The sequence below is a fragment of the Novosphingobium sp. BL-S-32 genome, from assembly GCF_056857055.1.
In genome coordinates this window covers 2,527,991-2,552,694 of the sequence record NZ_CM166476.1, presented here as the reverse complement: position 1 = coordinate 2,552,694, position 24,704 = coordinate 2,527,991, and the positions used below count along the sequence as shown (strand labels likewise).

The 24,704-nt window shown below is 66.2% G+C and carries 32 protein-coding genes; 15 read left to right on the top strand and 17 right to left on the bottom strand.

The window, feature by feature from the left end:
- Positions 1–78: 78 nt before the first annotated feature.
- The 3 genes from hisH to hisB are packed head-to-tail and all read right to left on the bottom strand — an operon-like array spanning position 79 to position 1,609.
- Positions 79–717 carry an imidazole glycerol phosphate synthase subunit HisH gene (gene hisH, locus AC1VVK_RS11950; protein WP_132388449.1) on the bottom strand — a complete coding sequence of 213 codons (639 nt, stop codon included), beginning with the start codon at positions 715–717 and terminating at the stop codon, positions 79–81.
- Positions 714–1,007, bottom strand: a complete 294-nt coding sequence (locus tag AC1VVK_RS11945; RefSeq protein ID WP_132388447.1) for a YciI family protein — start codon at positions 1,005–1,007, stop codon at positions 714–716. Before AC1VVK_RS11945 ends, hisH begins: the two co-directional genes overlap by 4 nt.
- Positions 1,007–1,609: an imidazoleglycerol-phosphate dehydratase HisB gene (gene hisB / locus AC1VVK_RS11940; protein ID WP_132388445.1), complete on the bottom strand. Its 603-nt coding sequence runs from the start codon at positions 1,607–1,609 to the stop codon at positions 1,007–1,009. The genes AC1VVK_RS11945 and hisB overlap by 1 nt, the downstream gene beginning before the upstream one ends.
- Positions 1,610–1,803: 194 nt before the next feature.
- On the opposite strand from hisB, the gene AC1VVK_RS11935 reads away from it, so the two are divergent.
- From AC1VVK_RS11935 to AC1VVK_RS11905, 7 genes are all read left to right on the top strand, one after another.
- Positions 1,804–2,307, top strand: coding sequence for an SspB family protein (locus AC1VVK_RS11935; protein WP_132388443.1), 504 nt, complete (start codon positions 1,804–1,806; stop codon positions 2,305–2,307).
- 34 nt (positions 2,308–2,341) lie between these two features.
- Complete coding sequence (locus AC1VVK_RS11930) at positions 2,342–2,833, top strand: hypothetical protein (protein ID WP_482903151.1); 492 nt, start codon at positions 2,342–2,344, stop codon at positions 2,831–2,833.
- A gap of 166 nt (positions 2,834–2,999) precedes the next feature.
- On the top strand, positions 3,000–3,653 hold the full coding sequence (gmk, locus tag AC1VVK_RS11925) for a guanylate kinase (protein ID WP_482903150.1): 654 nt from the start codon (positions 3,000–3,002) through the stop codon (positions 3,651–3,653).
- A 108-nt stretch (positions 3,654–3,761) separates the two neighbouring features.
- Positions 3,762–4,598 carry a 2,3,4,5-tetrahydropyridine-2,6-dicarboxylate N-succinyltransferase gene (gene dapD / locus AC1VVK_RS11920; protein ID WP_132388437.1) on the top strand — a complete coding sequence of 279 codons (837 nt, stop codon included), beginning with the start codon at positions 3,762–3,764 and terminating at the stop codon, positions 4,596–4,598.
- Between the two features lie 149 nt (positions 4,599–4,747).
- On the top strand, positions 4,748–5,026 hold the full coding sequence (locus AC1VVK_RS11915; protein ID WP_482903149.1) for a hypothetical protein: 279 nt from the start codon (positions 4,748–4,750) through the stop codon (positions 5,024–5,026).
- Entirely contained in the window at positions 5,019–5,465 is a 447-nt protein-coding gene (locus AC1VVK_RS11910; protein WP_482903148.1) for a DUF1810 domain-containing protein, read from the top strand. The genes AC1VVK_RS11915 and AC1VVK_RS11910 overlap by 8 nt, the downstream gene beginning before the upstream one ends.
- A 153-nt stretch (positions 5,466–5,618) precedes the next feature.
- Complete coding sequence (locus tag AC1VVK_RS11905; protein WP_132388431.1) at positions 5,619–5,822, top strand: hypothetical protein; 204 nt, start codon at positions 5,619–5,621, stop codon at positions 5,820–5,822.
- A 491-nt stretch (positions 5,823–6,313) separates the two neighbouring features.
- On the opposite strand, the gene AC1VVK_RS11900 is transcribed toward AC1VVK_RS11905, so the two are convergent.
- On the bottom strand, positions 6,314–7,594 hold the full coding sequence (locus AC1VVK_RS11900; protein WP_482903147.1) for a dipeptidase: 1,281 nt from the start codon (positions 7,592–7,594) through the stop codon (positions 6,314–6,316).
- 496 nt (positions 7,595–8,090) lie between these two features.
- On the opposite strand from AC1VVK_RS11900, the gene AC1VVK_RS11895 reads away from it, so the two are divergent.
- Positions 8,091–9,677 carry a GMC family oxidoreductase gene (locus AC1VVK_RS11895; protein ID WP_482903146.1) on the top strand — a complete coding sequence of 529 codons (1,587 nt, stop codon included), beginning with the start codon at positions 8,091–8,093 and terminating at the stop codon, positions 9,675–9,677.
- 178 nt (positions 9,678–9,855) lie between these two features.
- Here AC1VVK_RS11895 and AC1VVK_RS11890 read toward each other — a convergent pair whose 3' ends face one another.
- Positions 9,856–10,653: a sugar phosphate isomerase/epimerase family protein gene (locus tag AC1VVK_RS11890; RefSeq protein WP_132388427.1), complete on the bottom strand. Its 798-nt coding sequence runs from the start codon at positions 10,651–10,653 to the stop codon at positions 9,856–9,858.
- A 125-nt stretch (positions 10,654–10,778) separates the two neighbouring features.
- Here AC1VVK_RS11890 and AC1VVK_RS11885 point away from each other — a divergent pair, with 125 nt between their 5' ends.
- Entirely contained in the window at positions 10,779–11,216 is a 438-nt protein-coding gene (locus tag AC1VVK_RS11885; RefSeq protein WP_482903145.1) for a cupin domain-containing protein, read from the top strand.
- A 1-nt stretch (position 11,217) separates the two neighbouring features.
- On the opposite strand, the gene AC1VVK_RS11880 is transcribed toward AC1VVK_RS11885, so the two are convergent.
- The 3 genes from AC1VVK_RS11880 to AC1VVK_RS11870 form a co-directional block, all read right to left on the bottom strand.
- A complete protein-coding gene (locus AC1VVK_RS11880) occupies positions 11,218–11,799 on the bottom strand; it encodes a hypothetical protein (protein ID WP_482903144.1) in 582 nt (193 codons plus the stop codon).
- A gap of 163 nt (positions 11,800–11,962) precedes the next feature.
- A complete protein-coding gene (locus AC1VVK_RS11875; protein WP_132388421.1) occupies positions 11,963–12,274 on the bottom strand; it encodes a hypothetical protein in 312 nt (103 codons plus the stop codon).
- 109 nt (positions 12,275–12,383) lie between these two features.
- Positions 12,384–12,776 carry a hypothetical protein gene (locus tag AC1VVK_RS11870; RefSeq protein WP_482903143.1) on the bottom strand — a complete coding sequence of 131 codons (393 nt, stop codon included), beginning with the start codon at positions 12,774–12,776 and terminating at the stop codon, positions 12,384–12,386.
- Positions 12,777–13,002: 226 nt separating this feature from the next.
- Here AC1VVK_RS11870 and AC1VVK_RS11865 point away from each other — a divergent pair, with 226 nt between their 5' ends.
- Complete coding sequence (locus AC1VVK_RS11865; protein ID WP_132388417.1) at positions 13,003–13,431, top strand: OsmC family protein; 429 nt, start codon at positions 13,003–13,005, stop codon at positions 13,429–13,431.
- Between the two features lie 147 nt (positions 13,432–13,578).
- Here AC1VVK_RS11865 and AC1VVK_RS11860 read toward each other — a convergent pair whose 3' ends face one another.
- Positions 13,579–14,190 carry a COG3650 family protein gene (locus AC1VVK_RS11860; protein WP_482903142.1) on the bottom strand — a complete coding sequence of 204 codons (612 nt, stop codon included), beginning with the start codon at positions 14,188–14,190 and terminating at the stop codon, positions 13,579–13,581.
- Between the two features lie 319 nt (positions 14,191–14,509).
- On the opposite strand from AC1VVK_RS11860, the gene AC1VVK_RS11855 reads away from it, so the two are divergent.
- Positions 14,510–14,803: a hypothetical protein gene (locus AC1VVK_RS11855; protein WP_132388415.1), complete on the top strand. Its 294-nt coding sequence runs from the start codon at positions 14,510–14,512 to the stop codon at positions 14,801–14,803.
- Between the two features lie 129 nt (positions 14,804–14,932).
- On the opposite strand, the gene AC1VVK_RS11850 is transcribed toward AC1VVK_RS11855, so the two are convergent.
- Positions 14,933–15,301 (bottom strand): hypothetical protein, encoded by a 369-nt coding sequence (locus AC1VVK_RS11850; protein ID WP_482903141.1) that lies wholly within the window; start codon positions 15,299–15,301, stop codon positions 14,933–14,935.
- 212 nt (positions 15,302–15,513) lie between these two features.
- Here AC1VVK_RS11850 and AC1VVK_RS11845 point away from each other — a divergent pair, with 212 nt between their 5' ends.
- The gene (locus AC1VVK_RS11845) at positions 15,514–16,095 is read left to right on the top strand and encodes a hypothetical protein (protein ID WP_482903140.1); all 582 of its coding nucleotides are present in this window, start codon (positions 15,514–15,516) and stop codon (positions 16,093–16,095) included.
- On the opposite strand, the gene AC1VVK_RS11840 is transcribed toward AC1VVK_RS11845, so the two are convergent.
- Positions 16,092–16,478: a nuclear transport factor 2 family protein gene (locus AC1VVK_RS11840; protein WP_482903139.1), complete on the bottom strand. Its 387-nt coding sequence runs from the start codon at positions 16,476–16,478 to the stop codon at positions 16,092–16,094. The genes AC1VVK_RS11845 and AC1VVK_RS11840 overlap by 4 nt on opposite strands.
- A complete protein-coding gene (locus AC1VVK_RS11835) occupies positions 16,475–16,777 on the bottom strand; it encodes a YciI-like protein (protein ID WP_482903138.1) in 303 nt (100 codons plus the stop codon). Before AC1VVK_RS11835 ends, AC1VVK_RS11840 begins: the two co-directional genes overlap by 4 nt.
- A gap of 175 nt (positions 16,778–16,952) precedes the next feature.
- Between AC1VVK_RS11835 and AC1VVK_RS11830 the strand changes: the two genes are divergently transcribed.
- Entirely contained in the window at positions 16,953–19,208 is a 2,256-nt protein-coding gene (locus tag AC1VVK_RS11830) for a transglycosylase domain-containing protein (protein WP_132388406.1), read from the top strand.
- Between the two features lie 260 nt (positions 19,209–19,468).
- Here the strand turns inward: AC1VVK_RS11830 and msrB are convergent, their stop codons facing one another.
- Both msrB and AC1VVK_RS11820 read right to left on the bottom strand, forming a co-directional pair.
- Complete coding sequence (gene msrB / locus AC1VVK_RS11825; RefSeq protein ID WP_482903137.1) at positions 19,469–19,873, bottom strand: peptide-methionine (R)-S-oxide reductase MsrB; 405 nt, start codon at positions 19,871–19,873, stop codon at positions 19,469–19,471.
- A gap of 73 nt (positions 19,874–19,946) precedes the next feature.
- Positions 19,947–20,825 carry a dienelactone hydrolase family protein gene (locus AC1VVK_RS11820; protein WP_482903136.1) on the bottom strand — a complete coding sequence of 293 codons (879 nt, stop codon included), beginning with the start codon at positions 20,823–20,825 and terminating at the stop codon, positions 19,947–19,949.
- A 111-nt stretch (positions 20,826–20,936) separates the two neighbouring features.
- Between AC1VVK_RS11820 and AC1VVK_RS11815 the strand changes: the two genes are divergently transcribed.
- Both AC1VVK_RS11815 and AC1VVK_RS11810 read left to right on the top strand, forming a co-directional pair.
- Entirely contained in the window at positions 20,937–21,392 is a 456-nt protein-coding gene (locus tag AC1VVK_RS11815) for a beta-lactamase hydrolase domain-containing protein (RefSeq protein ID WP_482903135.1), read from the top strand.
- A gap of 454 nt (positions 21,393–21,846) precedes the next feature.
- Positions 21,847–22,329: a hypothetical protein gene (locus AC1VVK_RS11810; protein ID WP_482903134.1), complete on the top strand. Its 483-nt coding sequence runs from the start codon at positions 21,847–21,849 to the stop codon at positions 22,327–22,329.
- Here AC1VVK_RS11810 and AC1VVK_RS11805 read toward each other — a convergent pair.
- From AC1VVK_RS11805 to AC1VVK_RS11795, 3 genes are read right to left on the bottom strand one after another with little or no spacing between them, the layout of a single operon-like run.
- Entirely contained in the window at positions 22,326–22,730 is a 405-nt protein-coding gene (locus AC1VVK_RS11805) for a VOC family protein (RefSeq protein ID WP_132388398.1), read from the bottom strand. The genes AC1VVK_RS11810 and AC1VVK_RS11805 overlap by 4 nt on opposite strands.
- Positions 22,731–22,741: 11 nt before the next feature.
- Positions 22,742–23,596 (bottom strand): formyltetrahydrofolate deformylase, encoded by an 855-nt coding sequence (gene purU, locus AC1VVK_RS11800; RefSeq protein WP_482903133.1) that lies wholly within the window; start codon positions 23,594–23,596, stop codon positions 22,742–22,744.
- 10 nt (positions 23,597–23,606) lie between these two features.
- Positions 23,607–24,626 (bottom strand): NAD(P)H-dependent flavin oxidoreductase, encoded by a 1,020-nt coding sequence (locus AC1VVK_RS11795; RefSeq protein ID WP_482903132.1) that lies wholly within the window; start codon positions 24,624–24,626, stop codon positions 23,607–23,609.
- Positions 24,627–24,704 lie beyond the last annotated feature (78 nt).

The window sequence follows — 24,704 nt, the reverse complement described above, 5'->3', positions numbered from 1 at the left end:
ATTCCGGATTTCCCGGCAAAGCACCGCTTGAGTCCCGCTCAGGCTGAGCTTGTCGAAGCCCCCTGAGGCAAGGCGCGCTCACGGCTTCCATTCCAGAAACCGCGCCAGCAGCGAAAGCCCGTAAGCCTGGCTCTTTTCCGGGTGGAACTGCACGCCCACGACATTGTCCTTCGCCACCGCCGCGACGAGCCCGCCACCATGATCGGTCATCGCCGCCACATGCGCGCCGTCGTCGGGCTGGAAGTGGTAGGAGTGCAGGAAATAGGCCTCGCCCGGATCGATCAGGCCCTGCGCCGGGTCCTTGCGGCCCAGCGACACATCGTTCCAGCCCATGTGCGGGATCTTGATCGCGGGATCGGTGCGCTCGATCAGCTGGACTTGCCCGCCGATCCAGTCGAGCCCCTTGGTCACGCCATGCTCCAGCCCGCGCGTGGCGAGCAACTGCATGCCCACGCAGATGCCGAGGAACGGTGCGCCGCCCACGTGAACGCGCTCGTTCATCGCCTCGACCATGCCGGGAATGCCCCAGAGCCCTTCGGCGCAGGCACGGAACGAGCCCACGCCCGGCAGCACGATGCGGTCCGCCGCGCGCACGACATCGGGATTCGCCGTGATCGCCACGTTCTCGGCCCCGGCCGCGTGCAGCGCGTTGGCCACCGAATGCAGGTTACCCGCGCCGTAATCGATCAGCGCCAGAGTCTGCCTGCCTCCCGTCATCCGGCCAGACCGGCCACGCTGTCGTCCAGGAAGCCCGGCGCCCATTCGATCACTTCGACTTCGGCGACGACGCCGGCCACGAAGGGATCGGTGGCAGCCAGTGCGACCATCGCCTCGCGGCTGTCGCCCTTGGCCAGGATGATGCCGCCTTCACGCGGAACCTTGCGGCCCCAGCCGACGAAGCGACCGGCGGCGTGGTTGGCGCGCAGCCAGTCCACGTGCTCGTCCAGCAGCGCATCGACCTGTTCGACGGGCGCAATGTAGCGCAGCGAGAAGATGAAGAGTGCCATTAGAGAGTGTCTCCGCCGAGAATGCCCTTGGTCGAGGGGATTGCCCCGCCCTTGCGCGGGTCCAGTTCCACCGCCGAACGCATCGCACGGGCAAAGCCCTTGAAGATGCCTTCGCAGATGTGGTGGTTGTTGGTGCCGTAAAGCTGCTCGATATGGAGCGTGATGCCCACGGCCTGCGAAATCGAATGGAACCAGTGTTCGACCAGCTCGGTGTCGAACTCGCCCAGCTTGGGCTGGGTGAATTCGGCCTTCCAGACCAGATAGGGACGGCCCGAAATGTCGAGCGAGACGCGCGAAAGCGCCTCGTCCATGGGCGAGTGGACATCGCCGTAACGGCCGATTCCGGCCTTGTCGCCCAGCGCCTGGCTGATGGCCTGGCCGATGGCGATGGCGCTGTCCTCGGTCGTGTGGTGCTGGTCCACGTGGAGGTCGCCCTGGATATGGCAGGTGATGTCGATCAACGAATGGCGCGAGAACTGCTCGATCATGTGATCGAGGAATCCGATCCCGGTCGAGACGTCATAAGTCCCGGTGCCGTCGAGATTGACCGAGACCGCAATCTGGGTCTCGTGGGTCTTGCGATTGATCGAGGCGGTGCGCATGCGAAGGGCCTATAGACCTCTGTCGCACGGAATCAATTGTGCGCATGGCCGCCCGCGCAAGCAATCTTCGTTCCCGCAAATCATCCCCTGCACGGCCCTTCCCTCAAAACGACCTAGGGAAAACCCGACGGGTTATGCTATTTTATAGTCGAACATGCTTGACCGACCGGTGAAGCATAAGCACCTAGGGCGCGATGAACGATACGCCTCAAGACAGCCTGATCCCCTACGACGAGATCGTCCAGGAGGCCCTGCGCGCCGTCGTCGGCCGCGTGCTAGGCCAGGTCGAAGCCTCTGGCGGCAACCTTCCGGGGGGCCATCACTTCTACATCACGTTCAAGACCGGAGCGCCGGGAGTCTCGATTCCCACAGAGTTGCGCGCCCGATTCCCGGACGAGATGACGATCGTGCTTCAGAACAAGTTCTGGGACCTTTCGGTGGGTGAGCAGGGCTTTTCGGTCAGCCTTAGCTTCAACCAGCGGCCGTCGAATCTGGTGGTGCCGTTCTCGGCGATCACCGCTTTCGTCGATCCGGCGGTGGACTTCGGGCTCCAGTTCCAGGCGATCTCGGACGACGAGTTCGACGATGAACCCACCGTGGAACCCGGTAACGACGCGGAACGGGACGTCGCCGCGCGCATTACTCCCAGTGAAGACGGTTCGAACGTCGTTTCGGTCGACTTCGGGAAAAAGAAGTAACGCAGCGGGCACGGCAGCCCGGGAAGGCGGAACGATGGCCTCGGGTAAATTGCAGCGTGCGATCGAGGACGAAACGGAGCGGCGGGCCAACGGGGCCGTAGCTGCTCCCGCCGATGCTGCTACCGGGACCACTCCCGAGGGCGGAAAGCCCAGAAAAAAGCGCCGGATCAGGGGCAAGGCGGATGACCTTCATGGCCCCAGCCCCAATCCCGCCACCAATCTCGTCATTGCCGATATCGCCTTGCGCGGCGGCGCTGCCATTGCCCGCCGCGCGGTCGAGCATGCGCTGCTGCGGCAGGACTATGCGCCGAAGAAGGCCGCATCGATCCTCAAGGGCCGCTCGCTGGGCGAGTCGCTGGTTCAGGGCCTGCTTGCCAGAGTCGCACTGACTTCGGTGCCCGGCGCTATCGTGGTGGTGGGCGGGCTTGCCGCCAAGACGCTCTACGACCGCTCGCGCGCCCGCAAGGCCCGGGCAAGGGGCGAACGGACGCTGGCCGACATGGCCGAGGACGGCAAGGAAGGCTGAGATTCGCCGCGGCACCGGCCCGCTCCCCCACCCAATCTCCCTAAGGGGTAGACTCTGGGAGGTCGGGTGGGGGAGCGGGCCGGTGCCGCAAGCCTTCGACGGATGTCGAAGGCGCACCCGACAAAGACTCTCTTGATTTGCAAGTCATGCATCGGCATCGGGGTGCATGGTCAATTCTCCCGAAAATCCCGCCGATACGCTGGCCCGGCGCGGCCTTATGCTCATCATGTCCTCGCCCTCCGGCGCGGGGAAGACGACGATTTCGCGCATGTTGCTTGAGCACGATTCGCACATCTGCAACTCGGTTTCCTGCACCACGCGCCCGCCCCGGCCCGGCGAAGTCCATGGCAAGGACTACTTTTTCGTCTCGCAGGACGAGTTCGACCACATGGCGGACGAGGGCGAGTTCCTCGAATGGGCCACCGTGTTCGGTCATTCCTACGGCACCCCCAAGGCGCACGTGAAAGCCGGGCTCAAGGACGGGCAGGACTACCTGTTCGACATCGACTGGCAGGGCACGCAGCAGCTTTACCAGAAGCTCGAACGCGACGTTGTGCGCGTGTTCCTGCTGCCGCCCAGCATCGATGAACTGCGCCGCCGCCTGACCGGCCGCGGCACCGACAGTGCCGACGTGATCGCCGCCCGCATGGAGCGCGCCCGCTCGGAAATCAGCCACTGGGACGGTTACGACTATGTCGTCGTCAACGACGATATCGAGGCCTGCTTCGAGAAGGTGAAGAAGATCCTCGCCGCCGAACGCATGCGCCGCGCGCGCCAGACCGGCCTGATCGGCTTCGTCCGCGAGCTGATGAAGCCCTGACCTAAAGAGCGGCGGAGGGGATGCTTATCACTCCCCCACCCTTCTTACTTGTCCTGCCCGGCCGCAGCTTCTAGGCGCGCGGACGAACAGAATTCTGGAGACGCGAACATGTCCGAACTCGAAACCGCGATCGAAGCCGCCTGGGATGCGCGCGACACCGTCACTCCCGCCAGCGCGGATGTCCGCAAGCTGGTCGACGAAGCGCTCGGCCTGATCGAATCGGGCGCCGCCCGCGTCGCCGAGCCGGACGGCAACGGTGGCTGGAAGGTCAACCAGTGGCTGAAGAAGGCCGTGCTGCTCTCGTTCCGCCTGAACGACAACGCCCCCGTCGCCCACGGCGCCGGCGGCGCGCCTGCCTTCGACAAGGTGCCGGTGAAGTTCGACGGCTGGGCCGACGAAGACTTCCGCAAGGCCGGTTTTCGCGTGGTTCCGGGCGCGGTTGCCCGTCGCGGCACCTTCATCTCGAAGGGCGTCGTGCTGATGCCGAGCTTCGTGAACATCGGCGCCTATGTGGGCGAAGGCACCATGGTCGACACCTGGGCCACCGTCGGTTCCTGCGCGCAGATCGGCAAGAACGTGCACATCTCGGGCGGCGTCGGCATCGGCGGCGTGCTCGAGCCGCTGCAGGCTGGCCCCGTCATCATCGAGGACAACTGCTTCATCGGTGCCCGTTCGGAAGTGGCCGAAGGCGTCGTCGTCGGCGAAGGCGCGGTGATCTCGATGGGCGTGTTCCTCGGCGCCTCGACCAAGATCGTCGACCGCGCGACCGGCGAAGTCCACATCGGCAAGGTTCCGCCCTACTCGGTGGTCGTCCCCGGCTCGCTGCCCGGCAAGCCGCTGCCGGACGGCACGCCCGGCCCGTCGCTCTACTGCGCCGTGATCGTCAAGACCGTCGACGCGCAGACCCGCTCGAAGACCGGCATCAACGAGCTGCTGCGCGACTGATCCGCCTCAGCGCGAATTTCGAAAGGGCCGGATGCCGAAGCATCCGGCCCTTTTTTATGTCCGAAACCCACGGAACGCCCCGTCTCTCAATGCGTTGAACACGCAATGTGGCCTCCGGTCAGGGATGCCCACGAACGGGATTCGCATCCATGGACACAGGCGGTAAAGAGGCTCGCCATGAGGACATGCGTCGAAAACAGCAGCTCCCGCGCGTCGAACCCATGCCGGCGGCGGTGCGCACGGTGCTGCTTCTCAGCTTCACGCTGTCCGTCGTCGTGCTTGCGGTAATCGGCGTGATCCACGCGATGCGGGTGCTGGACGAGTCCAACGAGCGCGCCGTCGAACAGGAAGACGGCCTGGACCAACCGGCCGCGCACAAATCGAAACCTTCGAAGACCTTGCTTCCGAGCGCCGGTCTAAATGACTGACCTCGATCGCTTCATCGCGGCGCAGGCGGCCATTTATCCGGACATCGTTGCCGAGCTGGAAAACGGCGCCAAGTGCAGCCACTGGATGTGGTTCGTGTTCCCCCAGATTGCCGGGCTGGGCCGGAGCGAGACCGCCCGCCGCTACGCGATTGGGGACTTTGCCGAAGCCCGTGCCTACCTCGCGCATCCGGTGCTGGGCGCGCGGCTGGACGAATGCACCGACACCATGCTCGGCTGGGCGGGCGAGCGCAGCGCCGTCGCCATCCTCGGTGAGATCGACGCGATGAAGTTCCGCAGTTCGATGACCCTGTTCGAAGCGGCGGCCGGGCCGGGGAAGACGCCCGGAAACGAGCGCTTCGCCCGCGCCCTCGATGCCTTCTGCGCGGGCCGCCGCGACGAGCGCACGCTGCACCTGATCGACCGGCCGCCCGCCGCCTGAAGAACGCGTCCGGGAACCCGGGAGCATGCACGCGCGTTTATCGGTCGGCCCATGATGCACTGTGGCCACTTGGCCCCGGCACACGCGCCCCATGTACATAGACTTGTACACTTCGGCAGCCCTTGAAGGCTGCCAGCCTGCGGGAGAGCCTTGATGCAACGCTTGGGCGAAGAAGTTCACCTCGACGACGACGAAGCCCGTTCGGGCAGCACGCCGCATGTGGTGCGGTGGATGCTGATATTCGGACTGATCCTGGCCGTTCTGGCGATGTCCGCGATCTGGATCAGCCGCGCGATCTGGGATCAGCCCCGGCAGGGCGACCCGGTGACCGCCGAGGAACATGCGCTGGGCAGTTAGCCTGTTTCGTTCTCAAGGTTTTAGATCGATGGTGAGCCATCGACATACACCGCCGTCGCCCCCCGCGAAGGCGGGGCCCCAGCTTTTTGGGATTCACGCAGAGACGCAGAGGGGGCGTGCGACATCGCCTTCTCTGCGTCTCTGCGTGCTGAAAAGGAAGCGGGGCCCCCGCCTTCGCGGGGGCGACGGGTTATAAGCCGCCGTTTTCCCGTTCGGAAAAACCGGGCCTGTTAGAACGTTGTCGGCGATTCAGTTGGCGGATCGCTGCGATGGGTTGCGGCGTACGCTGCGGCGGTCGCCTCCACTCCGTCGCCCCCGCGCAGGCGGGGGCCCCGCTTCTTAGCGACCTCGCGCCCTGCACAGAAGAAGCGGGATCCCCGCCTCTGCGGGGATGGCGGGGTTTGGAGAGGCGACGTTAGCTTGGAGACGGCTGGCTCGGGGCCGGTCTTGAGGGGGCAGTCTCGGTTAGCCTTACGCTTGCCCTCGCGCCCTCAGAATGTCGTTGGCGATTCAATCGGCGGATCGCCGCGATGCGCTGCAGCGTAAGCTTCGGCGGCCTTCATCACCCGCAGCATGTTGCCGCTCGAAATCTTCTCCAGATCGGCCTGCGAATGGCCCCGCCGCGCCAGTTCGGCGAAGAGCGCGGGATAGGTCGAAACATCCTCCATGCCGACAACCGTGGTCTCCACCCCGTCGAAATCGCCGCCAAGGCCGACATGGTCGATCCCGGCCACGGCGATGATGTGATCGATATTGTCGGCGACGTCCTTGATCGTGCCGCGCGGCATCGGATGCGCGGTCTCCCAATCCTTCAGCGCCGCTTCCGCCGCCGCCGGATCGCCGATGTTGAGCGCGTCCTGACGCGCCTTTTCCCCGGCGCGCGCGGCGAGCCACTGGCGGGTTTCCTCGACCACGTAAGTCGGGAAGATATTGACCATGACGATGCCGCCATTGGCCGCCAGCGCCTTCAGCACCGGGTCCGAGACATTGCGCGAATGGTGGTTGATCGCGCGCGCGTTCGAGTGGCTGAATATCACCGGCGCTTTCGCCACGGCCAAAGTGGCGCGCATGGTCGCCTCGCTGGTGTGGCTGAGATCGACGAGAATGCCGATCCGCTGCATCTCGCGCACCACATCGCGGCCGAAATCGGTGAGGCCGTCATGCTCCGGCTTGTCGGTGGCGCTGTCGGCCCAGGCGGTGTTCTTGAAATGGGTGAGCGTCATGTAGCGCGCGCCCAGCGCGTACATCTGCCGCAGTACGCCCAGCGAACCGCCGATCGAGTGCCCGCCCTCCATGCCGAGCAGCGAGGCGATCTTGCCTGCCTTCATCGCCTTTTCGACATCGGCGGCGCTGGTGGCCAGCTGCATGTCCTGCGGGTAGGTCGCGATCAGGCGCTTGGCGACGTCGATCTGTTCGAGCGTCGCCTGCACCGCGTGCGGATCGTCGAGCGAGGCCGAGACGTAGACCGACCAGAATTGCGCGCCCACATGGCCCTTGCGCAGCCGCGTGAGGTCCGTGTGCATGGCCTGCCAGTCCTTGGCAGGATCGGCGCTATTCGTGGTATCGCGGAAGTCGAACCCGGCCAGAATGTTCTTGCGCCGCGCGCGCAACTGTTCCGGCACGTCGTTATGGCCGTCCCAGACCGGCGCGGCGCGCAGCGCGGCTTCGGCCACTTGTTCGGGAGACGGCGCGGCCTGTGCCGCGATCGGTGCCATCGTCGCTATCGCCATCAGGGTGAGCGCCTTGCCCGCCCGCCGGAATTCCTTGCCCATCGCTTGCCGTTGCCCCCGTGTATCGTTGTGCGAACCGACACGCAGAAAACGCCATGACGCGCCATTGTGCAAGTGCAGCAATGGTTAAAATCAGCAGCTTGGGATCAGTGAGGAAAGGTAAGGAAGAGCCGCCGGTGAAGGCGGAGCACGTGAGGCGACCCACTCATGCCCGATCACCCTGTCCACACGGTTCGCCCCCCGACGACCAGCAGACCAAGCACCGACGGCTCCCGTTAAAATGGCGACTCATCGCCATCCCCTATTCGCTTAACGCTTAGGTTTATTCCCCGCGCCATTGGTTAAATCACCACGGATTCCCCGCAAGATCCCTCACGGATTAAATTCCTGTAATCCGGGAACCATAATTTGCGGACCTGCAAGAGGAGGCTTCCGTGCGAAGCCCTTTCCGGCCCTCCGCATCGCCCGGGCGGGTTTAGACCCCGGCTCCCCCTACCCCCGGCTTGATCGCCCATCTCATGCGGCCTAGCCCCGAGAAATGGGAGAGTTCGACTATATCGTGGTGGGCGGCGGCAGCGCCGGCTGCGTGCTCGCCAACCGGCTGAGCGCGGATCCGCAAAACCGCGTGCTCCTGCTGGAGGCGGGCGGGAAGGACGATTACGTCTGGATCCGCGTGCCGGTGGGCTATCTCTACTGCATCGGCAATCCGCGCACCGACTGGTGCTATGCGACCGAGGCCGAGCAGGGTTTGGGCGGGCGCACGCTGAAGTATCCGCGCGGGCGGGTGCTGGGCGGCTGCTCCTCGATCAACGGCATGATCTACATGCGCGGGCAAGCGGCGGATTACGACCTGTGGCGGCAGGCGGGCAATCCCGGCTGGGGCTGGGACGACGTGCTGCCCTACTTCACCCGCGCCGAAGACCATTTCGACGGGACGAGCGCTTTCCACGGCTCCGGCGGCGAGATCCGGGTGGAAAAACAGCGCCTGCGCTGGGACATTCTCGAAGCCTTCCGCACCGCCTGCGAGGAACAGGGCATTCCGGCGAGCCACGATTTCAACACCGGAGACAATGACGGCGCCGGGTTCTTCCAGGTCACCCAGCGCCGGGGCTGGCGCTGGAGCGCGGCCGACGCTTTCCTCAAGCCCGTGCGCACCCGCGCCAATCTCAAGTTGGAGACCGGCGCGCTGGTCGACCGGGTGCTGTTCGAGGGAACCCGCGCGGTGGGCATCGCCTATTCGGTGGACGGCCAGCCGCGCGAGGCGCGGGCGCTGGGCGAAGTGGTGCTGGCGGCAGGGGCCATCGGCTCGCCCGCGATCCTCGAACGCAGCGGCATCGGCGATGCCGCGCATCTCGCCGGGCTGGGCGTGGTGGCGCGGATCGACCGGCCCGAGGTCGGCGCCAATTTGCAGGACCATCTGCAACTGCGCTGCGCCTGGCGTGTCACCGGCGTCTCCACGCTCAACCAGCGGGCCGCCACGCTGTTCGGCAAGGCGCTGATCGGGCTGGAATATGCCCTGCGGCGCAGCGGCCCCATGGCGATGGCGCCCAGCCAGCTCGGCGTCTTTACCCGCAGCGATCCGCATTATGCGACGCCCAATCTCGAATATCACGTCCAGCCGCTGAGCCTTGAGGCCTTCGGGGGGGCGCTCGATCCCTATCCGGCCTTCACGGCGAGCGTGTGCAACTTGCGGCCGGAAAGCCGGGGCACCACGCGCATCGCCAGCGCCGATCCCGCCGCGCCTCCGGCGATCCGGCCGAACTACCTTTCGACCGAGGAGGATCTTCGCGTTGCCGCGCAGGCGATCCGGCTGACCCGTGCGATCGTCGCCCAGCCCGCGCTCGCCTGCTACGCGCCCGAGGAAATGCGCCCCGGCGCCGACTTGCGCAGCGAGGAAGACTTGCGCCGGGCGGCGGGCATTATCGGCACGACCATCTTCCACCCGGTCGGCACGGCCGCGATGGGCCGCGTGGTCGACGGGCGACTGCGGGTGACCGGGCTCGAAGGGCTGCGCGTGATCGATGCTTCGGTCATGCCCACGATCACCTCGGGCAACACCAATGCGCCGACGATGATGATCGCCGAGAAAGGCGCGGAAATGATGCTGGCAGACGCGAAGGGCTGAGGGCCGAATCGTTCAGCCTAGCCCAGCCTATCCTCGCGCATCTCCTACCGTCATCCCCGCGAAGGCGGGGATCCCGCTTTCTTGCGCTGCCGTTCAAAGAACAAGCGGGGTCCCCGCCTTCGCGGGGATGACGGGGCCTTGGAGGGTTAAGCGAGGCCGCTGAACCAGACGCGGACCATCAGACCAGCAGCGCCCGCGTGCGCGCCACGATCTCGCCCACGTAGTCCTTCGCCGCTTCGTAGCCGATCGCGGCTTGCGGCAGGGTCACGTCGATGCCCAGCGTCTTGCCGCGCGGCAGGGCGTCGACGAATTCGCGCAAGGGCAGTTCGCCCTGCCCCGGGATCAGGCGCGGGCTCTGGGTGTCTTTCTTTCCGTCCCCGAATGCACCGTCGCAGATGCGCACGTGGCCGACCAGCGCCGAGTCCAGCTCGGCGATCTGGCGCACCGAGCCGCCGGTGCGGAAGAAATAGAGCGCATCGATGGTAAGGCTCGCCTTGTCCTCACCGATCTCGCGCACGAGCGTCAGCGCTTCGGGCAGGCTGCGCGTGGTCAGCACCGGCGCGAAGATGATCGAGAGGTCCATGCCCCGATCCCGCGCCATCGTCGCCAGTTCGGCCAGTTGGTCACGCGCACGCTCGCGTTCGAGGCCGTTGTCGTGCGCGCCCAGCCGCTTGGCGCCGAGTTCGGCATAGAGGTCGAAATCGGCCGCCCGGGCAGCCGGCGCGACCATGTCAGAGGCCGCCAGCCCTTCGCCCAGCTTGATGCAGATGCCGTTGTCCGCCAGCGCGGCCTTGACCTCGCGCCGCAGCCCCGCGTCCTCGCGCAGCGACCAGGCGGGATAGCCGGACTCACTGCCCGGCACTTGCTCCAGCCCTAGCGAAACGCGCGTGCAGCCCAGTTCCGCGGCGAGCCGGATGTGCTCCACCGGTCCCATTCCGGCAACCGTGCGCGACTCGATACCGAGCGGATGGGGCATGATCGAATCCTCTCGTCCCTGATGGACCGTAACCTGTAACGCGGGCGCCGACGCGGGCTGTACAGCGGCCGGCGATTGCCCCCAATATCGCGCCCGAGACGCCATTGCACGCACGAAAGGCTTTCATGACAGAACCGGACGAAACGCCAGCCGGGATCATCGCCCGCCTCGGGCTGGAACCCCATCCCGAGGGCGGCTGGTACCGTGAGACCTGGCGCGCCGAAGCCGCCGAAGGTGCGCGTCCGACGGCTACCGCGATCCACTTCCTGCTCGAAGCGCACCAGCGCTCGCACTGGCACCGGGTGGATGCGGCAGAATTGTGGTTCTGGCATGCCGGTGCGCCGGTCGCGCTGTCCATCGCGCCCGAAGATTCGGGCCCGGTCACCCGTACCGTGCTGGGCGCGCGGGTGCTGGAGGGCGAGGCGCCGCAAGTGCTGGTGCCGACCGGGCACTGGCAAGCGGCCGAACCGCTCGGCGGCTGGGCGCTGGTGAGCTGCGTGGTCTCTCCGGGCTTCCACTTCGGCGGCTTCGAGCTGGCCTCGCCCGGCTGGTCGCCCAGCTGAGTTAGCCTATCGAGCAGCCGCCGCCCTCGCTCGTCTTGGTGCCGTCGGGCCGATACCATGTCGCGATCGGACCCGCCTTCTCGTCATAGTAGCAGACCGAGGAGACGCGGTTGGTCGCCGCGTCGACATGGACGGCGTAATTGCGCGCACCGCAGTTGTGGAGTTCGCAGCGCGAGGCGGCGATCTCGTCGCCCACGCGCTTTACCGGCCCCACCGGCCCCTTCATCGCGGCAATGGCGGCGGCGGCCTTGGGATCGGTGACGGCAGCAGCCACGCCCGAGACCACCACGGGATCGTCAAAGAAAGCATGAGCGCCGACTTTGTCGAGTGGATAGGTGCCGATATAAACCGACATGTTCGCCTTGGAACGCGCGGCCGAAGTGGCGGCAGGCGCAGCGGCAGGCGTGGCCGCGCCCGTCGCCATGGCCACCGGTTCGACCGTGGCGGCAACAGCGGTCGTGGCCGTGGCCGCCGGTTCCTTGCTTCCGCAACCGGCTGCCAGCAGCAGCATCGCCGCCACCACGCTTGAGTGCCAGCTCAGTTCATATCCCCGGTTCAGGTCGTATCCGTGCAGATCGCGCATCGTCGTCTCCCGTGCGAAAGGATGGCCCGGCCTTAAGCCCCTGCCTCCTTTGGCAAACGTCGCCGATCCCCATCGGCTCCATCCGGGAGCGCGCCCCACGCAAAAGAATATGCCTCCGCGCCGCCGATCCTGTCCAGCCGCACGCGCGGAGCGGCAGGCCGCGCTAGCCCCGGAGGGCAGGCCGCAGGCGCAGCGCCATCATGATGATCAGCGGCCAGAACAGCGTGGCGATGGCATCGCCGATGGTGTCCGGCCAGCGCCATGACCCATGCGCGAGCCGGTCCATATATTCGTTGGCCGCCTCGGCCACCGCCACCACCACGACCGGCCAAGGCGAGCTGAGTTTGCGGCGCATCAGAATCGCGGCGATCAGCCAGATCGTCAGGCCGGCATAAGTATGCGCGAACTTGTCGGGCTGGGGGCATAACGAGACAATCCAATCGATTGCCCGCTCATATTGGTGAACCAGGTCCATGGCGCGGACTTATGCTGCAAGGCACCATCGCGGTCCAGTGCGGACCGTCGCGTCCTGTGCACGGCCGGTGCTCGGCCGGGATTGAGGCCCGCCCCGCCCCCGATTCCGTTCAGACCTTGCGTTGCAGCTTTACCAGCGCGCGGTCGATGGCATCGCGCGCGGCGGCATCAAGATTGCCCGATACCACCCGGTAGACGATCCGCCGCCCTTCCAGCGAATAGGCCACTGTCGCCATGTCGTCATTGAAGCTGGAGAGGTAGAGGGCGGGCTTGCGCTGGATAAGGGCGAGATCGTCCGCCCGGGGAACCAGAGTGTCGCGCAGGAAATACGCGCCCGTCATCGCATCGGGATCGACCGCGCCGGCTGCAGCGGGCAGCGGCTGCTCCAGACTCTGGGCCGGACTCTGGCCCGGCCAGACCAGCGCCAAAGCCGCCAATCCTACGTGAAATGCCGTCAGGAATTGCTTCATGACACCATCCTCTTCCAGTGACGGTGCCGTCATGCGGCCCGCCTTATCCGAACCCCGGACGATAACAGTCGATTAAGCAAACCCCAAGCGCTCAAGAGCCGGTGGGGCGATATCGGGATCCCGCGAAATTCCGCCGAATTTCGCCGTGGAATGCCGCCGCGCTCCATCGGGCCAGACCACTGTCATGACTCGGCCGCCTTTTCGTGCGACACATCGCGGCCCGCGCATCGCGCCGGGCAGCACCGAAAGGACCTCCCCGATGACCACCAATTCCGCTTCCGCCCGCTACGAAGGCCTCGGCAAGGAAGGCAAGGGTTCGATTTCCACGCGTTCGGGCGTGCTTTCCAGCCAGCCCTACGGTTTCGGTACCCGCTTCGAAGGCAAGCCCGGCACAAATCCCGAGGAACTGATCGCCGCTGCCCATGCCGCCTGCTTCACCATGGCCACCAGCTTCGTGCTGGCGCGCGAGGGCTTTGCGGAAGGTACGCTGGACACCCAGTGCACGATCACCCTCGATCAGGCCGACGGCGGTTTCGCGGTGACGAAGTCGGCGCTGGTGCTCAAGGGCGCGATTCCCGGCATCTCGGCGGAAGATTTCGCCCGATTCGCCGAGGAAGCGGAGAAGAACTGCCCGATTTCCAAGCTGCTCGATTGCGAGATCACGCTGGAAAAGTCGCTCGAAGGCTGACGCGATGGCGTGCGGGGGGCTGCCCCAGAGCATTTTCAAGTCAGGTGGGATCACCTGACGACTCGGAAAATGCGGCAAACAAAGAATAAACAGAGCATGATCCGAAGGGATCATGCTCTGGCGGCCTCCCTCACACTTCGGGGGCGCTTACGGGGTGGGATCGACCTGAACGCCCTTGATGGCCTTGTCTTCCGGCCATCCGCTCTCGGCGCCTGCGGTGGCTCCGCCGATCTGGAACTGCCGGTCCTCGATGATTCCCGATTCGGCCGCCGAGCGTGACGGTTCGCCGGGCTTGGTGATCTTGGCCGGATGCTGGTCGCTCCACGCGCAGCCCTTGCGGACTTCGTCTCCCACGCGCAGCAGAGCGTTGAACGGATAGCGCCGGTCCGACATGCCATCGCTGCACGGCCCGGGCTCGATCGCGATCGTGTATTCCTTGCCCAGTAGCGTGCCGCTGAACGAAACCCCGCCCCGCCCGGCGAAGCGGGCCACGGAAACCTGATCGCCGCCCGGCCGTTCGGGCGTACGATAGGTGAGGAGGTTGTTGCGAATCTCTGCATTCCAGAACGGCTCGGTGCCCACCACGCGAATCCGCTCGGCAACGGCAATACCGCTCCATGGCTTGTGATCGTCGCGGTCGCCCGGAACGCCGTGTCCGGCATCGTTGCTGCCATGACAGGCAGCGAGTAGCAGGCAGCCCAGCGTAGCCGCCGGGAGGCTGGTTTTGATGCGGCGCGGCATGCAAGTCACGGAACCCATTGGCATCCTGAGAGCGTAACCGGGGTCAGCCACCGCCGCAAGAAGGAACGATTGCAGCCTCTGCACGCTGTCCGGAATAGCCAAAACCCGGGGGACGTTGGCCTCGCAAGCCGCAATTTTTTCTCCGGCCGGACGCTTTTTCGCCCGATGTTGCCTAAGCGCATAACTTGTCGGAGTTTTTCCACTATGTTGCGTTTTCCTCAACACAGGTAGCATCTATTGCCATTGCGAAAAAGGGGCCTCCCATCCATGTTGCACTGCAACAAGAGGTTGGATGCCCCTTAGGCGATCTCCTTCCTCACCAGTTAGGGATTTTGCCATGTTCAAGACGATCTTTGCCGGTGGCGCTGCCATCGCCGCTGTTGCCCTGGGTGCCGTTTCCGCTCACGCCGAAGACGCCCGCGACTTCCAGCACGACGGCGTGCACTACAACTACACCACTGCCCAGAAGGGCAACGTGACCGTGATCCAGGGCACCGCTTCGGGCCAGGTTCCGTTCCGCCTCTACGTGAGCGGCAACCGCGTGACCGGCACCTACAACTCGCGCAATGTCGATTTCCGTCTGGCCGATGCGCGCAACGCGCTCGCCGGCGCTGCCGACAAGAGCAACTGATTTCGCGGCGGCCGGGCTTTGGCCCGGTCGCGGTGAATGAAACGAAAAGGGCGCCGCCCCGGCCGGGGCGGCGCCCTTTTCGTGCGCGCAGCTCGGGACGGCGCCCTCCCCCCTAACGGAAATGCGGCATCAATGCCGCTTGCCCAGGATCGCCGCGTGGCTGACAAGGCGGACCTCAAGGTCTCCGCCCGGCTCGATCCCGTGCTGCGCGCAAAGCCGGTCGCGCAGCGCCTCGATGGCCTCTTCATCGCTGCCTTCGGGCAGCGGGTAGCGGGCGATCACCACGCCGTCCGCCGCGTCCACCACGCTGAAGTGGCTCGACATGCAGGAGGCGGCCAGCGCGTCGAGATCCAGACCCTCGGCCAGATTCCAGACTTTGCCCTCTCGCGATCGGATCTGCTTGCGGCAATGGCGGCAGGTGCAGAGGATCGATCCGTCCTCCTCGCGCTCGCGGCGGCCGTCGGGCTGGTGCACACCCCGGTACCAACAGGGTGTCATCGCAAAGGAATCGCGCCGCGTGTACATCTGCTAAAATAGCCTCATGGGTATGGCTTAACCGTCTCATAATCCTGATTGCCGGATCGTTACCGGCACCCTCCGGGGAAATACGCAGATGCGCGTTTCGCCGTTCACCGCCCTCCGTTCACCGACCGGACAGGGCAGACTGTCTAGGCGGCGCGCGGGAAGCGGCGGAATCATACGGGACGTGAGTGACGATGGGTGCGGGTAAGTGGATGGTTCTCCTGCTGGTGGCAGGCACGGGTGCGGGCTTCGTCGCGGGCGGCATGGCGGCCGGTGGCATGCGGCAACTGACCGCGCGGTTCGCCCCGCACGACAATGCGGCACCGCAGGGCTACGTGGCGTTCAACGCCGGTCCCGACAGGTCACGCAGCGACGGCGCGATGGCGGAGCGCCATGTCTATAACGATCAGGAAGGCTATCCGCTCGAAGGCAACGACGGCGACGAATACGCCTATGCGCCCCAGCCGGACGGTCCCGCCTTCCGCGCGGCCCCTGCTCCCGGCCAGATCGTGATCCTGCGCGGAGACGGTTGGCAAGGTCCGGACTGGCAGAGCGACGACGGATCGGACGATAGCAATTATGCGCAGGCCGCGCCGCGTGGGCGGGCCTATGCGCCTGCCCCTCAATATGCCCCTCAATATGCGCCCGACCGGCAGATGCGTGCGCCCGCGCCCGCCGGACCGCCGGTTCAGGATGCCGCTTCGGCCGCCGCCGCCCGCGCCCGCGCCGCGGCCGACGACGTGACCGCCGCCGAGCACGGCACCAGTTAAGCCAGCGTCAGGAAGATCTCGGCCTCGATCACCCACTCGCCGCCGAGTTCGCGCCACTTGGCGGTATAGCGGCCCGAGGCGAGCGTCGTTCCAGCGCCGTCGAGGCCCTGCCAGCAGCCATGCTCCATGGCGACGGGCTCGACCGGCGATATCTCCAGCCGCTCCGGCGTGCGCACATAGACCATGCGACCGGCGGCGGCGAATTCGCGGCGCCAGACTTTCACTTGCCCCATGCGTCCGGCGATCACCGCGCTGTCGGTGCCGGTCACCATCACGCAGTCGCGCGCGAGGATCGAGCCGATCGCGGCGGCATCGCCCTCGGCAATGGCGCGGTTGAACGCGGCGCGGCGCGCGCGGATCGCGAGTTCGCCGGAAGCGCTCATGGATGGGCCGGATTCGCCGCCTGCGCGCCCACCACGGTGTTCCAGCGGCGCACGGTCCAGCGCTGCACCAGCCCCTCGGTCACATAGGGATCGGCGGCGGCGAATGCCTCGGCCGCTTCCGGCCCCTCGCCCGCGAACAGCAGCATGGCGGTATCGACCGGGTCCTCGACAGCACCGCCCAGCAGCAGTTCTCCGCGCTCGGCGGCGGCCCACGCCAGCGCCAGATGCGCGTCGCGAAATTCGGGGCGCCGGTCGAGATAGTCGGCGGCGAGGTGATAGGTGAGCAGATAGTGAGCCATGCGCGCCCTTCTGCCACCGGCCGCTGCGCAGTTCCAGCGCCACGGAATCCGGGCGTTCCAAGGCATCCCCAGGAAATCGGAGCGCGCCCCGTTAACCTCGGGTTACAAAACCCGCGTCCATGGGGTAGAGAGCGCTCGGACCGCCCGGTCCACATAAGGGATCTGCACCTAGAAAATGGCCAAGAATACCGGCCGGAGCCGCTCGTCCGGCGGGCCCTCCTCCTCGAATCCGAAAGAATCGTCGTTCTTCGGTCGCCTCGTGCGGCGCGTGCTCGTGTGGGGGGGAGCGCTGACGTTGCTGGCCGCCATCGGCATCGGCACCGCCGTTGCCGTGACGATGAGCCAATTGCCCGCTTTCGACGCTCTCAAGAGCAGCCAGAACGGCCAGATGATCGTCGTGCGCGCGCGCGATGGCAGCGAACTCGTCTCGCTCGGGCCGAGCTATGGCAAGTGGCTGTCCTATAACGAGATTCCACCCGTCATGCGCGGCGCCATGGTTTCGGTTGAGGACCGCCGCTTCCGCGATCACGTCGGTGTCGACGCGCTCGGCCTTGTCCGCGCGGTCTATGTCTCGCTGACCACCGGCGGCCGCGCCAAGGCGACCTCCACGATCACCCAGCAGCTCGCGCGCAACGTGTTCCTGAACAACAGCCGCTCGATGGGCCGCAAGGTTCGCGAAGCGGTGCTGGCGCTGGCGCTGGAGCGCAAGTTCACCAAGGACCAGATCCTCGAACTCTACCTCAACAAGGTCTATTTCGGCGGCGGCGCCTATGGCATCGACGCGGCCAGCCGCAAGTTCTTCGGCCACCCGGCTACCGAACTCTCGACCGCAGAGGCCGCGATCATCGCCGGTCTGGTGAAGGCGCCTTCGAACTATTCGCCCACGGCGGACCTCGATGCGGCCAAGGGCCGCGGCGAAGTGGTGCTGGGCCTGATGGTCAAGAACGGCGCGATCACGCAGGAAGAGGCCGACAAGGCCGACATCGCCGATGTCGCCGTGAACCACGAAAAGGGCCAGAACTCGGTCCGCTACTTCACCGACTGGGCCCTCCCCCAGCTCGACACGCTGCTGCCCGATACCAACGAGCCGATCGAGGTCTGGACCACGCTCGACCCGAAGATGCAGCAGGCCGCGACCAGCTCGATCGCCGCCAATGCGCCGCAGGGCGCACAGGGCGCGCTGGTCAGCCTTGACCGCGACGGCGCCGTTCTGGCCATGGTCGGCGGCACCGATTACGTGAATTCGAACTATAACCGCGCCACCAATGCCGTGCGCCAGCCCGGCTCTGCGTGGAAGCTGTTCGTCTACCTTTCCGCGCTGGAAGCCGGCTACACGCCCGACGACCGAGTGATGGACGAACCCGTCACCATCGACGGATGGAGCCCGCAGAACGACGGCCGCAACTTCGCCGGCCAGATCGACGTGCGCACCGCCTTCGCCTATTCGAAGAACACCGTGGCCGCGCAGCTCGGCAACGAAGTGGGCTTCGGCACGGTCGCCTCGATGGCGCGCCGCTTCGGCATCAGCACGCCGATCAACACCAAGCCCGCGATGGTGCTTGGCACGTCGGAAGTGCGCGTGATCGACATGACGCGCGCCTTCGCGGCGATCTCGGCAGGCGGCACCTCGGTCGAGCCTTATGGCATCGTCAAGGTCACCACCACGTCGGGCCAGGTGCTCTACGAGCACAAGTCGGTGCGCGGTCAGGTCCTCGTACCGCCGAACGTCGCTGCCGGCATTACCGACCTGCTGCAGACCACCGTCGCCACCGGCACCGGCCGCGCCGCGCAGATCGGCCGTCCGGTCGCGGGCAAGACCGGCACCACCAGCTCGAATAAGGACGGCTGGTTCCTCGGCTTCTCCAGCGGCATCACCACCGGCGTATGGATGGGCCGCGACGATGCCCACCCGGTTCCCGGCCTCTCCGGCGGCCACGCCCCGGCGCGTGCCTTTGCCGACTATATGAAGGTCGCCGTCGCCGGCCGCCCGGTCGAACAGTTCCAGACCGAGGTCAAGCTGCCCGAATGGCAGCTGGAACCCGACGACGAGGCCCTGCAGGGCAGCCCGGACGACTACTACTATGTCGACGAGAACGGCAACGTGGTGCATCCCGGCGCGAACGATCAGGGCGATGGCCAGCCGCGCTACGAAGACGGCACCGTCGGCCCCGGCCCCGGTCCGGGCACGCCGCAGATGCCGGACTACGGCCCCGGCGGCGCTGCCGCTCCGGGAGCGGCGCCGGGCTCGCCGCCCGAGCGCGCGCCGCGCGCACCGGGGGGCGGCGCTCCTCCGGCCGCCAACGATGACTTCCTCAGCCGCGCCACCGGCCGCCCCGCGCCGGATGACAGCGCACGCGGCGGACAGGGATCCGGCGCCGCGCGGCCCAGCGCGACCCGAACACCCTCGCCGGTGCGCACACCGGGCGTCTGAGGCCGATCGATACGAGAAAGGGACCGGATTTCCGGTCCCTTTTTTGTTGGGGGTGAGGCTGAATACCCCCCGCCCTTCTTGCGAAACAAAACCGCGTCGTCCCCGCGCAGGCGGGACCCTGCTTTTCTTGAGGCGTAGCGAAAAGGCAGCGGGGCCCCCGCCTTCGCGGGGGCGACGAGGCGCTATTGGATTACCTCATCGCGGTGATGGGTCGTGCCTGTTTCAGTAGGCTGAGCGTAAGGTTCAGCCTCCCCACAACCTCAGCCCTCATCCTCGGGCTTGAAGTCCAGCGAGGCGCTGTTGATGCAGTAGCGCAGGCCCGAGGGCCCGGGACCGTCCGGGAACATGTGACCAAGGTGGCCTTCGCACTTGGCGCAGCGCACTTCGGTACGGACCATGCCGTGCGACACGTCCCGGTGCTCGTCGACCGCCTCGGCGCTGACGGGCGCGGTGTAGCTCGGCCAGCCCGAGCCCGAATTGTACTTGGTTTCCGACGAGAACAGCGGCGCCCCGCAGCCGGCGCAGAAGTACATGCCCTCTGCCTTGTTGCTTTCGTATTTGCCGGTGAAGGCGCGCTCCGTCCCGGACTGGCGCAGCACCTGGTACTGCTCGGGGCTCAGCTTTTCGCGCCATTGTTCTTCGGTGAGATGGATCTTGTCGGTCATCGGCTTCTCCTTGCGCCCGGATATGGGAGAAGCGGCGGCCGCTTTCCAGTATCTCTTCCTGTCTTGGAGCGGTTTACAGCGTCGCGTAGAGCGCCAGCATCCGCTGCCACGCCTTGTCCGCCGCGTCCGGGTCCCACGAGGGGGAATCGGGCACGCACCAGCCATGGTCGGCGGGATAGACCTCCACTTCGGCAGGGCGGTTCGCGGCTTCGGCGGCCTGTTTCAGGTCGGTCTTCTGGTTGGGCTGGCTGGCATCGTCGTTGCGGGCGATGGCGAAAAGGAACGAGGCCTGCGTCTTTGCGATCAGGCGGTGCGGGCTGTCGGGATCGGCGGTGACCAGCCCGGCGCCGTGGAGCGAGGCGGCGGCGCGCACATGGTCCGGCTCGGCAGCGGCGGCGCGCACGGTGAAGGGGCCGCCCATGCAATAGCCGTTGCTGCCGATACCGCGTTTGGTGTCGACCGCCGGATCGCCCAGCAGGAAGGCGACATAGGCCCGCGCGTCGCGGGTGATCGCCTCGGGCTTGAGCGCGGCGCGCAGCGGGGCGACCTTGGCCTGCCCCTCCGGCGTGCGGTAGTCCGAGAAGCTCTCGAACGTCGGCGCCGGTCCGCCGCGATAATAGGGGTTCACGCATAGCACCGCGTAGCCCTCTGCCGCGAGCGTGCGGGCCATGATCTTCATCGCCTCGCGCAGGCCGGCGATATCGGGCCACATGATGATCCCGGGATGCGCGCCCTTGCCGGGATGGACGAAGAAAGCGTCGGCCACACCGTCGGTGGTGGTGATCGAAACCATCTTCTCCTTGACGCCGCTGCCGCCGGTCTTGGGCAGGATGCTGCCCCCCGTGCACCCGGCCAGCGCCGCGCTGGCGCCCAGCGCGGCAAACGTGCGGCGGTCGAGCCCGCGGCGTTTCAGGTTCTCGTCTTCGGCCAGAGCGGTGAAGTCGTCACACATCGAACGGATGCTCCATAGTTACCCGGCCGCAGTTGTTTTCGGGATGGAATTCAGGCTAGCGACCATCATGACGCATGGCGAGTCCCCTCCTTCACGAAAGGCACGGAATCGATGGACGACCCCAAGGACATCGCCTGCTGGCAGCGCATCGACGCGCGCCTCACCACATCGGGCAAGCTGGTCGAGGGTGATCCCGGCCGGTTGGCCGCGCTGGGGGTGCGGCGGGTGATCAACCTGGCGCTGGCCGACCATCCCGATGCCCTGCCCGGTGAGCCGGCCGAGATGGCGGTGGCCGGGATCGATTACGTGCACATTCCGGTCCCCTTCGACGCGCCGGTCGAGAGTCACTTCGCTGCCTTCGAAGCCGCGATGGCAGACGCGGAAGAGGTGCCGGTGCACGTTCACTGCATCTTCAACTGGCGGGTTTCCGCCTTTCTCTATCGCTGGAACCGCGCGCGGGGCATGCCAGAAACCGAGGCCCGCGACCTGATGCGCGTCCAGTGGGAGCCGGAGACGAATTCCCACAAGGACGCGCCCGTCTGGGCACGATTCATTGCCGAGGATTAAGTGACGCTTCGCGAAGTACGGTGAGTCTCTCTCCCTCTCCCCACCCACTCCGCTCATCCTGAGCTTGTCGAAGGATGGCAGCCTCGCGCCCCGCACGCAGAGGGCTTCGACAAGCTCAGCCTGAGCGGGACTGACAGGACAGTGTAGGTTGGTTGGCCGCTTTTCGGCCCACTAATAAGCGAGCAGCGGACTGCTTGCGCAACGGGCACGGGAGATGGGGGATTAGGTGGCAGGTGAAGTTCAACTCCACCTCCAACTCCCTCTACCCTCCCCACCCACTCCGCTCATCCTGAGCCTGTCGAAGGATGGAGGCCTCGCGCCCCGCTCGCAGAGGCTTCGACAAGCTCAGCCTGAGCGGGTGAAGTGGATGACGGGGCTAGAGTTGGCCGTCAGCACATTCCTTGCGAAACGGCCTCCACCAAGTCATCATCACCGAAATCGACAGGGGGTATGAATGATAGTCACGATCCTGGCCGCGATGGCCGTGCAGGCCCTCCCGCAAGCCGATCACCCGCTGCTGACATTTTCCGCCTATCCCGAGTTGCGACGCGTCACGACGCGCGTGGATGTCGGACTGCTGACCAGCAGCGATGGATCAAAGCACTACTGGTTCCGCAAGACCGTGGTGCCCGACCGGGGCAAGATCATCGAAACGTCGTGGACGGATACCCGTTCATGCCCCGGCAGCCGATCCCTGCTGGAGGAACTGGGCGAACTGGAAGGCCCTCGCCCCTATGTCTACGGACTGGATGGCTCGGACAGCATCAGCATCGTGGCCGACGGCGTGTCCTACCAGCTCGATGCGGAAGCCAGCGCCGCGCCCTACAACGGGCGCCTCCAGCTCAGGACCAACGCAGGAACCCCGCTCGCACATTGGGTGGAAGCCGCGTTCGCCAAGCTGGCCGGATGCTGGCAGCCAACTCCACCAGCTGCCTAGGCAGCGCCGGGGAAATTCAGTTCGATATTCACAGCGTTGGGATCGACCAGGAAGATCTGCGCCAGACCCAGCGAGGGATGCTCCATCGCCCGGTGCGGCACGCCCATCTCCTCTATCCGCGCGCGCATTTCGGCAAAGCCGGTGCAGCGCAGCGCCACGTGGTGGAGCGCATTGGTCGGCAGCCCCGGAACATAGCCGTCGTAGCGTTCCCGGGCCGTGGTGCGGTCGACAAGGTGGACGATGGCATTGCCCGCCGAATCGCGCATCCAATAGCCGGCAATATGCGAGGCCACCGTCGAGTTGGGGCTGCGCGTCAGGCCTAGCAGGTCCTCGTAGAAACGTGCGGTGCCTTCAAGGTCCTCGGTCAGGACGTTGACGTGATCGATACCGCTGACCTGCATTGCAACCTCTCCTATCCTCTGAACACCACCGTGCGTGCGCCATTGAGCAGGACGCGATCTTCAAGGTGGAGCCGCACGGCCTCTGCCAGCACGCGCCGTTCGATGTCACGGCCCTTGCGCACCATGTCCTCGGGCGTGTCGGCGTGAGTCACCGCTTCCACATCCTGATGGATGATCGGCCCTTCGTCGAGGTCTGCCGTGACATAATGCGCCGTGGCGCCGATCATCTTCACCCCGCGCGCATGCGCCTGATGATAGGGCTTGGCGCCCTTGAAGCCCGGCAGGAACGAGTGGTGGATGTTGATGCAGCGGCCCGAAAGGAACGCCGCCATCTCGTCCGAGAGGATCTGCATATAGCGCGCCAGCACCACCAGCTCGGCGCGCGTCTCGTCCACCAGCGCGCGGACCTGCGCTTCCTGCGCGGCCTTGGCATCCTTGGTGACCGGCAGATAGTGGAACGGCAGATCGCCGATCATCGCCGAATCGATCGCCTCGCGCGGGTGGTTGGAGACGATGCCCACCACGTCCATCGGCAGCTCGCCGATGCGCAGGCGGTAGAGCAGGTCGGCCAGGCAGTGGTCGAACTTGCTGACCATCAGCAGCACGCGGCGCGGCCGGTCGCGGCGGGTCATCGACCAGGCCATGCCGTATTCGTGCGCGATCGGGCCGAAGCCCTCGCGCACTTCCTCGCGATCCGCCGAACCGGGATCGAAGGCCACCCGCATGAAGAACTTGTCTTCATCTAGGTCGTTGAACTGCTGCGCCTCGATGATGTTGCCCCCCGCTTGCGCGAGGTAGCCGGTCACCCGGGCGACAATGCCCGGGCGATCGGCGCAGGACAGCGCGAGGATCAGCGGTTCTGCCATAAGTCGATCCTCAGGCCGCAGCGCGGTTGGAAAGCGCGGTCTCGGATTCGGCCATGAGCGCGGCGATGATGTCCCTCACCGGCTCTTCCTTGCTGACCATGCCGACCGACTGGCCCGCCATGATCGAGCCGTTCTCCACGTCGCCGTCGATCACCGCGCGGCGCAGGGCGCCGGCCCAGAAGTGCTCGATCTTGAGCTGGGCCTCGCCCATGTCGACCTCACCGGCGTCCAACAGGCGCGCCACTTCGATCTGCTTGGCGGTGAATTCCTCGGTGCCCTTGTTCTTCAGCGCGCGCACCGGGATCACCGGGAGGCGCGGATCGACCTGTACCGACGCCACGGCATCGCGGGCCGAAGCCCGGAAGAAGGCCTTCTTGAAGTCCGGATGCGCGATCGATTCGGTGGCACAGGCAAAACGGGTGCCGAGCTGCACGCCCGCCGCGCCCATTTCGAGATAGCCGGCCATCGCCTCGCCCCGGCCGATGCCGCCCGCCACGAAGACGAGGTGATCGCCGGCGAGCGCGGGCAGGATTTCCTGCGCGAGGACCGAAGTCGAGACCGGGCCGATGTGGCCGCCGGCTTCCATGCCCTCGATCACCAGCGCGTCCGCACCGGAGCGCAGCAGCTTCTTGCCCAGCGCCAGCGTCGGCGCGAAACAGATCACCTTGGCGCCCGATGCCTTGATCGCTTCCACGCTGCCCTTGGGCGGAATGCCGCCCGCAAGCACGACATGGCTGACCTTGTGCGCCGCGCAGACCTCGATCAGGTCGAACAGCTGCGGGTGCATGGTGATGAGGTTGACACCGAAGGGCTTGTCGGTCAGGGCGCGCGTGGCCGCGATCTCCTTGTCGAGAAGATCCGGGTTCATCGCCCCGCAGGCGATCACGCCGAAACCGCCGGCATTGCTGATCGCCGAAACCAGATTGCGTTCGGACACCCAGGACATGGCGCCGCACAGGATCGCATATTCGCTGCCGAGAAATTCGCATCCCCGCGCCATCAGCGCAGAGGTCTTATTGGTGGCGGCCATCGAAGCTCCCATAGCCCGCATTCATGAACGAACGAGCGCCATAGGGTGCGGAAACGCGCGGCACAAGCCGCGCCTTTG

Bases quoted from the DNA above. Each gene is read 5' to 3' on its own strand.
- hisB (WP_132388445.1), bottom strand. From the start codon at position 1,609: ATGCGCACCGCCTCGATCAATCGCAAGACCCACGAGACCCAGATTGCG.
- AC1VVK_RS11840 (WP_482903139.1), bottom strand. From the start codon at position 16,478: ATGAGCGCTTCCGGCGAACTCGCGATCCGCGCGCGCCGCGCCGCGTTC.
- AC1VVK_RS11830 (WP_132388406.1), top strand. From the start codon at position 16,953: ATGGCCAAGAATACCGGCCGGAGCCGCTCGTCCGGCGGGCCCTCCTCC.
- msrB (WP_482903137.1), bottom strand. From the start codon at position 19,873: ATGACCGACAAGATCCATCTCACCGAAGAACAATGGCGCGAAAAGCTG.
- AC1VVK_RS11795 (WP_482903132.1), bottom strand. From the start codon at position 24,626: ATGGCCGCCACCAATAAGACCTCTGCGCTGATGGCGCGGGGATGCGAA.
- AC1VVK_RS11905 (WP_132388431.1), top strand. From the start codon at position 5,619: ATGCAACGCTTGGGCGAAGAAGTTCACCTCGACGACGACGAAGCCCGT.
- AC1VVK_RS11890 (WP_132388427.1), bottom strand. From the start codon at position 10,653: ATGCCCCATCCGCTCGGTATCGAGTCGCGCACGGTTGCCGGAATGGGA.
- AC1VVK_RS11880 (WP_482903144.1), bottom strand. From the start codon at position 11,799: ATGCGCGATCTGCACGGATACGACCTGAACCGGGGATATGAACTGAGC.
- gmk (WP_482903150.1), top strand. From the start codon at position 3,000: ATGGTCAATTCTCCCGAAAATCCCGCCGATACGCTGGCCCGGCGCGGC.
- AC1VVK_RS11915 (WP_482903149.1), top strand. From the start codon at position 4,748: ATGGACACAGGCGGTAAAGAGGCTCGCCATGAGGACATGCGTCGAAAA.
- AC1VVK_RS11810 (WP_482903134.1), top strand. From the start codon at position 21,847: ATGATAGTCACGATCCTGGCCGCGATGGCCGTGCAGGCCCTCCCGCAA.
- AC1VVK_RS11860 (WP_482903142.1), bottom strand. From the start codon at position 14,190: ATGGGTTCCGTGACTTGCATGCCGCGCCGCATCAAAACCAGCCTCCCG.
- AC1VVK_RS11910 (WP_482903148.1), top strand. From the start codon at position 5,019: ATGACTGACCTCGATCGCTTCATCGCGGCGCAGGCGGCCATTTATCCG.
- AC1VVK_RS11805 (WP_132388398.1), bottom strand. From the start codon at position 22,730: ATGCAGGTCAGCGGTATCGATCACGTCAACGTCCTGACCGAGGACCTT.
- AC1VVK_RS11815 (WP_482903135.1), top strand. From the start codon at position 20,937: ATGGACGACCCCAAGGACATCGCCTGCTGGCAGCGCATCGACGCGCGC.
- AC1VVK_RS11935 (WP_132388443.1), top strand. From the start codon at position 1,804: ATGAACGATACGCCTCAAGACAGCCTGATCCCCTACGACGAGATCGTC.
- AC1VVK_RS11875 (WP_132388421.1), bottom strand. From the start codon at position 12,274: ATGGACCTGGTTCACCAATATGAGCGGGCAATCGATTGGATTGTCTCG.
- AC1VVK_RS11945 (WP_132388447.1), bottom strand. From the start codon at position 1,007: ATGGCACTCTTCATCTTCTCGCTGCGCTACATTGCGCCCGTCGAACAG.
- AC1VVK_RS11850 (WP_482903141.1), bottom strand. From the start codon at position 15,301: ATGACACCCTGTTGGTACCGGGGTGTGCACCAGCCCGACGGCCGCCGC.
- AC1VVK_RS11895 (WP_482903146.1), top strand. From the start codon at position 8,091: ATGGGAGAGTTCGACTATATCGTGGTGGGCGGCGGCAGCGCCGGCTGC.
- AC1VVK_RS11865 (WP_132388417.1), top strand. From the start codon at position 13,003: ATGACCACCAATTCCGCTTCCGCCCGCTACGAAGGCCTCGGCAAGGAA.
- AC1VVK_RS11930 (WP_482903151.1), top strand. From the start codon at position 2,342: ATGGCCTCGGGTAAATTGCAGCGTGCGATCGAGGACGAAACGGAGCGG.
- hisH (WP_132388449.1), bottom strand. From the start codon at position 717: ATGACGGGAGGCAGGCAGACTCTGGCGCTGATCGATTACGGCGCGGGT.
- AC1VVK_RS11885 (WP_482903145.1), top strand. From the start codon at position 10,779: ATGACAGAACCGGACGAAACGCCAGCCGGGATCATCGCCCGCCTCGGG.
- purU (WP_482903133.1), bottom strand. From the start codon at position 23,596: ATGGCAGAACCGCTGATCCTCGCGCTGTCCTGCGCCGATCGCCCGGGC.
- AC1VVK_RS11900 (WP_482903147.1), bottom strand. From the start codon at position 7,594: ATGGGCAAGGAATTCCGGCGGGCGGGCAAGGCGCTCACCCTGATGGCG.
- AC1VVK_RS11820 (WP_482903136.1), bottom strand. From the start codon at position 20,825: ATGTGTGACGACTTCACCGCTCTGGCCGAAGACGAGAACCTGAAACGC.
- AC1VVK_RS11870 (WP_482903143.1), bottom strand. From the start codon at position 12,776: ATGACGGCACCGTCACTGGAAGAGGATGGTGTCATGAAGCAATTCCTG.
- dapD (WP_132388437.1), top strand. From the start codon at position 3,762: ATGTCCGAACTCGAAACCGCGATCGAAGCCGCCTGGGATGCGCGCGAC.
- AC1VVK_RS11835 (WP_482903138.1), bottom strand. From the start codon at position 16,777: ATGGCTCACTATCTGCTCACCTATCACCTCGCCGCCGACTATCTCGAC.
- AC1VVK_RS11855 (WP_132388415.1), top strand. From the start codon at position 14,510: ATGTTCAAGACGATCTTTGCCGGTGGCGCTGCCATCGCCGCTGTTGCC.